The sequence below is a fragment of the Psittacicella hinzii genome (assembly GCF_003585935.1).
Classification (GTDB): Bacteria; Pseudomonadota; Gammaproteobacteria; order Enterobacterales; family Psittacicellaceae; genus Psittacicella; species Psittacicella hinzii.
Genome location: NZ_NRJG01000069.1, coordinates 1 through 7,086, shown reverse-complemented (window position 1 = coordinate 7,086; position 7,086 = coordinate 1). Strand labels below are relative to the sequence as shown.

The following is a 7,086-nucleotide window of genomic DNA, read 5'->3' as shown; positions in this document are numbered from 1 at the left end:
TACGTCTAAAGCCTTGGAGAAATCTCCAAGGCTTTAGACGTATTTTATTAGTAAAACTTTAAAATCTTAAAATTTTAAAGTCATAAAATCCATTACTATGTTAAGGATAATTGCTAACTAAATGAAGATCCTTAATAATATACGGCACGATAAGCAACTAACCAGAAATTTAAATAGAAAATTAATGAGCTAAACTTAAGAGCAAAGCCAATTAGACCTTTCCAGTTTTTACTAAAACTAATAATTAAGTTTATAGCTGAAATAGCGAAAACAATAATTGCGTACTCAATAATTAAGTTTTGTTTAATTAAAGGTTGAGCTGCAAACAGATCAAATTTTATAGCTAAAATAGCAATTAAATAGATAAAACCGCAGATTAAGAACAGAGTTTCGGCTACAAGGAAAACTAATTTAACCACATCTAAACGAGTTTTGGTAATGATCATGGCTGCATTAGCGATTGCAATACCAAAAGCGACCTGGAAAAAAGCATTGTAGTAAATTTGGAAGCCAGCATCTACATAAAAGTAGAAAATATTTTGTAAGGCAAAAACTACAATTAAGCTTGGATAGATAATCCAATTAGTATACTTGCGCTCGTAGCTAAATGCTTGTGTGTGTTCAGGAGTGCCTTCTACAACTTTTAAGCGCGTGTCATCTTTTACATAAAAAATAACTGTTGCAATTAGTACGATTAGATAAATAGTTAATTCACCTTTACCTGGATCACGTTTAACAAAAAAAGCAATTATTTGATATAAGGTATAACCGAGTGTTACAAGTGCCAGTTTACGATAATTAGCGCTTTGCGTAGCGCAAAGTTTAGCATTCTTATAACAGTAGGTATAACAAAAGAATGTAGTAAAGACGGCAAGAATAAAATAAGGTAAACGATAGTAGCCGGTCAAAAATTGATTTTGGATTTTGGCATCAAAATAGCCTAAAAATAAAAATACGATAAATAAGAAGTAAAAAATATAGTTGTGACGTAGGTGATTTAACATAGAACTTAAACCTAATTATTCTGGCTCTTTATGCCTTAATTATAGCAAAAGTTTCAAATTAGCCAGTTAATCAATTTACCAAATACAATAATTTCTCATCGTGTTTCAAGTTAAAAATCTACGTGCTTGTATCATTTTTGTATTATAATAAAAGGTCGCAAAATGATTGAATGAAGTAATTTTTACTAGCATAATCTCGCTATTTGAAGTTATCTTTCACAAAAAAGCTCAAGTAGGTTATGCTGAAAAATTCACGGCTACAGATTTCACATGCCGAGGTTTATCCTATCGATTCTGCAACTAGTCTTTAGACTAAAACACCAAGCTTGTATGAGCTTGGGCTTTTTATTGTTATGTATAACAATATTTCCTCTCTAGCTGTAAGCCGGAATCAATTTTGTTTTAATGAGCGTAATCCTAACCCATTTAGGTAATTTTCTTTATGAGGCTTTTATACTTACTTTTGCGCTTAGTAAAGAATAACGTACAAAACTTAGTACTTAAAGAGTAAAGTCTTTTTAAGTTATTAATTGATAAATGGTAAGTTTAATTTAGAGTTCCTAAATTTAATGTATTTTTTGTTGGGAAAAAAATGACTAATATACACGTTAACAAGGTGAAAGATACAAAAACAAGTAAGTCGATAGTTCGTTTAGAAAATATTTCTAAATCTTATGACGGTAAAACGAACACTATTGAAAACTTAAACCTTGATATTAAACAAGGGACATTTTTAACTATTCTTGGACCATCAGGTTGTGGTAAAACTACTGTTTTACGAATGATTGCTGGTCTTGAAAGTGCGTCGTCAGGTAAAATTTATATTGACGACATGGACGTTACCGAAGTTGGTGCTGAAAAACGTCAAGTTAATACCGTTTTCCAAAGCTATGCCTTATTCCCACATATGAATATTTATAACAATGTGGCGTTTGGCTTAAGAATGCAAAAAGTACCAGAAGCTGAAATTAAAGAGCGCGTATTAGAAGCTCTAGCTATGGTGAAATTAGAAGACTACGCAGAACGTATGCCAAGTCAACTTTCTGGTGGTCAACAACAACGTGTGGCAATTGCTCGCGCGGTAGTAAATAAACCTAAAGTATTATTACTCGATGAATCTTTATCGGCTTTAGACTACCAATTACGTCTTGAAATGCAAAGTGAATTAAAAGCATTACAACGTAAATTAGGTATTAGCTTTATTTTCGTTACACACGATCAGGAAGAAGCATTAACTATGTCTGATCGTATTATCGTAATGAATAAAGGTAAAATCGTTCAAGACGGTACACCAAGAGAAATTTATGAAGAACCAGCAAATCTATTCGTTGCTGAATTCATTGGTGAGATTAATGTCTTCGACGCTAAAGTTATTCAACGCTTAGATGATAAAGTGGTTGAAGCAGATGTTGAAGGTCGTATTTGTAAAATTAATACCGAGTTAGATGTATATCCTGGGAAAAAACTTTTAGTCTTACTACGTCCTGAAGATTTAATTGTTGAAGAAATTCAACGTTATGATGACGAAGTCGATGGTATTTATGGTCAAATCATTGATTTAAACTATAAAGGAATGACTTTAGATTCATGGGTAAAATTAACTAATGGTAAAGTAATCGTAACTTCAGAGTTCTTTAACGAAGACGATCCTTCACTTAACCATAATATCGGACAAAAAGTAGCTATTACTTGGCATAATGCTTGGGAGGTGGTGCTAGATGAAGAGTCTAACAAACCTAATCTCGATTAAGAACTTTACTATTGTTTTTATCCTTTTTTGGTTAGGATTATTTATCTTAGTACCGGGGATTCTGGTAGTTCTTGTTAGTTTTTTCAGTAGTAGCCCAACCGAGTTTTATCAAGCAGTATTCTCTCTTGAGAGCTATACCAAATTAGTAGATCCTCTTTATCTTAAAGTCTTCGAAAACTCTATTTATTTAGCTTTTTGGACGACTTTAGTAACGATGATTGTAGGATATCTCTACTCTTTAGCTGTTGTTAATTGTCATAAAAAATGGCATGCCTTTTTATTAATTTTAATTCTTTTACCATTCTGGACAAACAGTCTAGTGCGTATTTACGGGATTAAAATTCTCTTAGGTGCCAATGGTATTATTAACAAAGGGCTAATGAGTATAGGTCTGATTAGCTCTCCGATTAATATTCTTTATACCGATACAGCGGTAATTATTGGTATGGTATCGATTCTTTTACCGTACATGATTTTACCGATTTACTCGTCGTTACAAAAAATTGATTATCGTTTAATTGAAGCTGCTAAAGATTTAGGAGCAGGTCCGTTTAAACGTTTCACAAAAATTACATTCCCTTTATCTTTTGCTGGTTTAGTAGCTGGTTTTACACTCGTGTTCTTACCATCGATGGGGATGTTCTATATTTCTGAATTATTAGGCGGTCCTAAATCATTACTTATTGGTTCAGTAATTAAGAGTGAGTTCTTATTTACGCGTAACTGGCCATTAGGAGCTGCCCTCTCTATTGGTATGATTGCAATCTTAATGATTACAATGTGGTTAATGAATCGTATTAAAGTGGGGAATGTTGAATAATGCTACGTAAGTTTTTAATTACTTTAACAGTACTCCTTGTTGTACTATTCATGTACTTGCCAATTGCTGTACTGGTAGTTAATAGTTTTAATAACAATCGTTACGGGGTGCGTTGGGATGGTTTTACCTTAAAATGGTATGAAAAACTGTTCAACAACCAAGATATGATTAATGCGGCTGTGCATTCATTAACGATTGGTTTCTTAGCTTCTACGTTAGTTACAATTATTGGAGCTTTAGTTTCAATTGCTGTTTATCGTTACCGCTTTAAAGGTAGAGGTGTAGTGCAAGGGTTATTACTCTTAAATATGATTACACCTGATATTGTAATGGCAATTGCTTTCCTAATCCTTTTCATTACTCTAGGCTTTTCATTAGGGTTTACAACTCTTTTAATTGCGCATATTACTTTCTGTTTACCTTATGCAGTAATTGTTATAAGTTCGCGCTTACAAGGGTTTGATAAACGAATGCTTGAAGCCGCTAAGGATCTAGGTGCTCCAGAACGAGTAATTCTGTTAAAAATTGTTTTCCCATTAATTTTCCCAGCAATTGCTGCTAGTTGGTTATTAAGCTTCATTATTTCAATGGACGATGTAATTATCAGTAGCTTTGCTTCGGGTGCAGGATATGAGCCTTTACCTGTAAGAGTATTTTCTCTTGTTAAATCTGGTGTAACTCCAGATGTTAATGCCGTGGCAACCATTATGGTACTTATTTCAATTGTTGTAGTAAGTGCAGTAATGTTCTTCTCACGTGGTAAAGTTAAATTTAATTTTTAATTAATAATGCACCCTAACCTAGGTTAGGGTGCAAACTTTTAACTATGATAATTGAACATTCCTTAAATGTAGATTATTCATGTGAACAAATGTTTAATTTAGTTTCGGACTACGAAAGTTATCCAGAATTTATCGAGCATTGTTCTAATGCTAAAACTTTTACCCAAAACAATAACCAAGTTTTAGCTGAACTCGAAATGTCTTTTGCCGGTATAAAACAGAGTTTTAGTACTAATACAACTTTCTACCCTTACGAAAAAATTACCATGGAGCTAGCCGAAGGACCTTTTCAAAAACTAAAAGGTTATTGGAAGTTTGAAACAGACGCTCTTAATCCACAACAAACAAAAGTTTCTTTATATATGGATTATGAGATGAATAGTTTTATGGAATTTCTTCTAGGTAATAAGTTTAAAAAAGCTATGATTGGTATGGTAGACTGTTTTATAGCACGTGCACAACAAAAATATGGCTTAAATTAATGAAGAAAGTAGAATTAATATATGGTCATAACCCTGAACAAATTTATATTTGGAAGGGTAAATACGATGAAGAGCAAAGCATAACTATTGAACAAGTCGTAGATGATTCTAAAGTATGTCTAATTTATAAACTAGACAAAGCGCAAATGTCTTATGCTATTTTTGCTGAAAAAGCTGAATTAGACACACTTGTCCAAAATGGTGATCGCGTATCAGTTTTACGTAATTTACAACGTAGACGTAATGAACCTAATCGCGATAAAGCTGTACCTCACAATCCAAATCGTAAAAGCAAAAAAGACGCAGGATAATCTCCTACGTCTTTTTTGCTTATATACGTATAAATAGTGTGTTGTGTAACTTTAATATAGAGCTAAGGCGATCATAGCACATTACCTCGAATTAAAATTACTATGTTATAGCATTTTTAACCATTTAGTACATTAATCTGAATGCTTTGTTTTTCGAGCATTTTATTTAAACGTTTAACATTCGTAATAATGTACGGAGCATTTTGCACTTGCTCATCAAGTAAGTATAAATTGATGGTTTCAATATGATTATCTTGATAGGTAAATGCTAATTTCACTTTCCCTTGCTTAATTAATTTTGGTAAGTTAGAGAAAGTAAAGTTATAGGTAATACGTAATAATACTGCTAATTGCTGTGTTGCTTGATCAGCTTGAGCACAATCATTGTTTAAACAGTCAATAAATTGATGGATCTTCGCAATCTCGGCATCTGAAAAACCATAAAGGTTCGAATTTTTCACAATGTAACCAGAATGTGCAAAGAAGTCATCATCACTAATTGCTGAACCTACAAGCATAAACGTACAATAGTTAGCAATGTCTTGTTTGTTATAGGTTTCAAACAGTAATTTATCTTGTTGTACTAAAGATAAAGCCTGTTGGTAAAAACTATTAAATAATTTATGCTCGATTTGGTATTTACGACGTAAATTGTGTACGGTAAATAATCTAATATGTTTGAAAATATCAGATTCTTGATCCCCAAATAATACCCCCTCTCTTAAAGCAGAATGAGAGTAAGTTAGTTTTTGGAATTTAAAGACATTAAATAGAGCACGTAAAATAGATAAGCCACCAGCTAAAACTTCACGTCCTGATGGATCAAAACCCGTGTAACATAATTGCGCACATGAATTATGTTGTAACACCATTTGTACAAGATATTCTAAATTTTGCGCAGTTAGGTGTTCTGGATTACCAAATTTATCAGCAAATTCTTTAATTTGTTGTTGTAAACTGCTTAATAATTTAGCATCATAGAGTGGATTCTCTGGTTCAGGATGAGCTAATAAATGATTAATACGTTTAGCAGCATCTTTAAAGTTTGACTTAACGGTTAAAATAGTATTTTTAATCGTTCCAGATGAACCTACAGCATGAGCTATATTTAGATACTTGTGAACAATAGGATTATCTAATTCTTTAGTAAAAATCTGACATGCTGCTTTATATGCTTGATTAAAGAGTTCAGCATTAAATTTACCATCACTAAAGAATTTTTGTGAAAAAGAAACACAACCTAAATTATTACTGGTTAAATATTCCGGTTCAAGATTGTTTGAAAGGATCATCTCTGTAGATCCCCCACCAATATCTACAGCAATAAATGGTTGAGTAATAGGGTTAGATAAAGCTATCCCTTTAAAAATTGTATTTGCTTCTTCGATTCCAGTTAAGATTTTAATCTTATGTGGGAAGACTTTATTGATAGCTGTTAGTAGCTCTTCCTGGTTTTTCGTACTACGGATAGTATAAGTAGCATTAGCTCGTACTTCAATATCATTACCAAAATGGCTAATAAACTCTTGAATAGCAGCTAAAGCATTACAACAACGCTCAATCCCTTCTGGTAATAAAATATTATCAGCTGTTAGATATCTTGCTAATTGTACCGTAATATTAAAACGCTTAATAACCGGTCGAGATAAACCAAAATTTCTTGCAATAATAAGGTTAAAACTATTTGAACCTAAGTCGATAATTGCAATATATTTAGGTGATTTTTTATGATGAAACATAGAAAAATATGTTGGAGAGAAATCTAAACTTAGATATTTAAAAATAGAGATTTTTGTTAAAAATTATAACACAGCTCGCATTGCTTAAAATAGCTAAAAAACGAAATAGTTATTTACTAGATCGACTTTATAGTAAACATAAATAAGAGACTATACAAAAGTTATACACAACTGGTCACTACACTTCATCGTAAATAT

General features: G+C 32.2%; 7 protein-coding genes. 5 read left to right on the top strand and 2 right to left on the bottom strand.

Annotation, left to right across the window (positions count from 1 at the left end):
* Positions 1 to 131: 131 nt before the first annotated feature.
* Positions 132 to 1,004, bottom strand: a complete 873-nt coding sequence (locus CKF58_RS04375; RefSeq protein ID WP_119531355.1) for a hypothetical protein — start codon at positions 1,002 to 1,004, stop codon at positions 132 to 134.
* Between the two features lie 616 nt (positions 1,005 to 1,620).
* Here CKF58_RS04375 and potA point away from each other — a divergent pair.
* Genes potA through CKF58_RS04350 form a run of 5 tightly spaced genes read left to right on the top strand, consistent with a single transcriptional unit; the run spans position 1,621 to position 5,149 of the window.
* Positions 1,621 to 2,754 carry a spermidine/putrescine ABC transporter ATP-binding protein PotA gene (potA, locus tag CKF58_RS04370; RefSeq protein ID WP_281270677.1) on the top strand — a complete coding sequence of 378 codons (1,134 nt, stop codon included), beginning with the start codon at positions 1,621 to 1,623 and terminating at the stop codon, positions 2,752 to 2,754.
* A complete protein-coding gene (locus tag CKF58_RS04365) occupies positions 2,723 to 3,574 on the top strand; it encodes an ABC transporter permease subunit (protein WP_119531351.1) in 852 nt (283 codons plus the stop codon). Before potA ends, CKF58_RS04365 begins: the two co-directional genes overlap by 32 nt.
* Positions 3,574 to 4,356, top strand: a complete 783-nt coding sequence (potC, locus tag CKF58_RS04360) for a spermidine/putrescine ABC transporter permease PotC (RefSeq protein ID WP_119531349.1) — start codon at positions 3,574 to 3,576, stop codon at positions 4,354 to 4,356. Before CKF58_RS04365 ends, potC begins: the two co-directional genes overlap by 1 nt.
* 44 nt (positions 4,357 to 4,400) lie before the next feature.
* Positions 4,401 to 4,838: a type II toxin-antitoxin system RatA family toxin gene (locus CKF58_RS04355; RefSeq protein WP_119531347.1), complete on the top strand. Its 438-nt coding sequence runs from the start codon at positions 4,401 to 4,403 to the stop codon at positions 4,836 to 4,838.
* A complete protein-coding gene (locus CKF58_RS04350) occupies positions 4,838 to 5,149 on the top strand; it encodes an RnfH family protein (protein ID WP_119531345.1) in 312 nt (103 codons plus the stop codon). The genes CKF58_RS04355 and CKF58_RS04350 overlap by 1 nt, the downstream gene beginning before the upstream one ends.
* 116 nt (positions 5,150 to 5,265) lie before the next feature.
* Here CKF58_RS04350 and CKF58_RS04345 read toward each other — a convergent pair whose 3' ends face one another.
* Positions 5,266 to 6,888, bottom strand: a complete 1,623-nt coding sequence (locus CKF58_RS04345) for a Ppx/GppA phosphatase family protein (RefSeq protein WP_119531343.1) — start codon at positions 6,886 to 6,888, stop codon at positions 5,266 to 5,268.
* Positions 6,889 to 7,086: the final 198 nt, after the last annotated feature.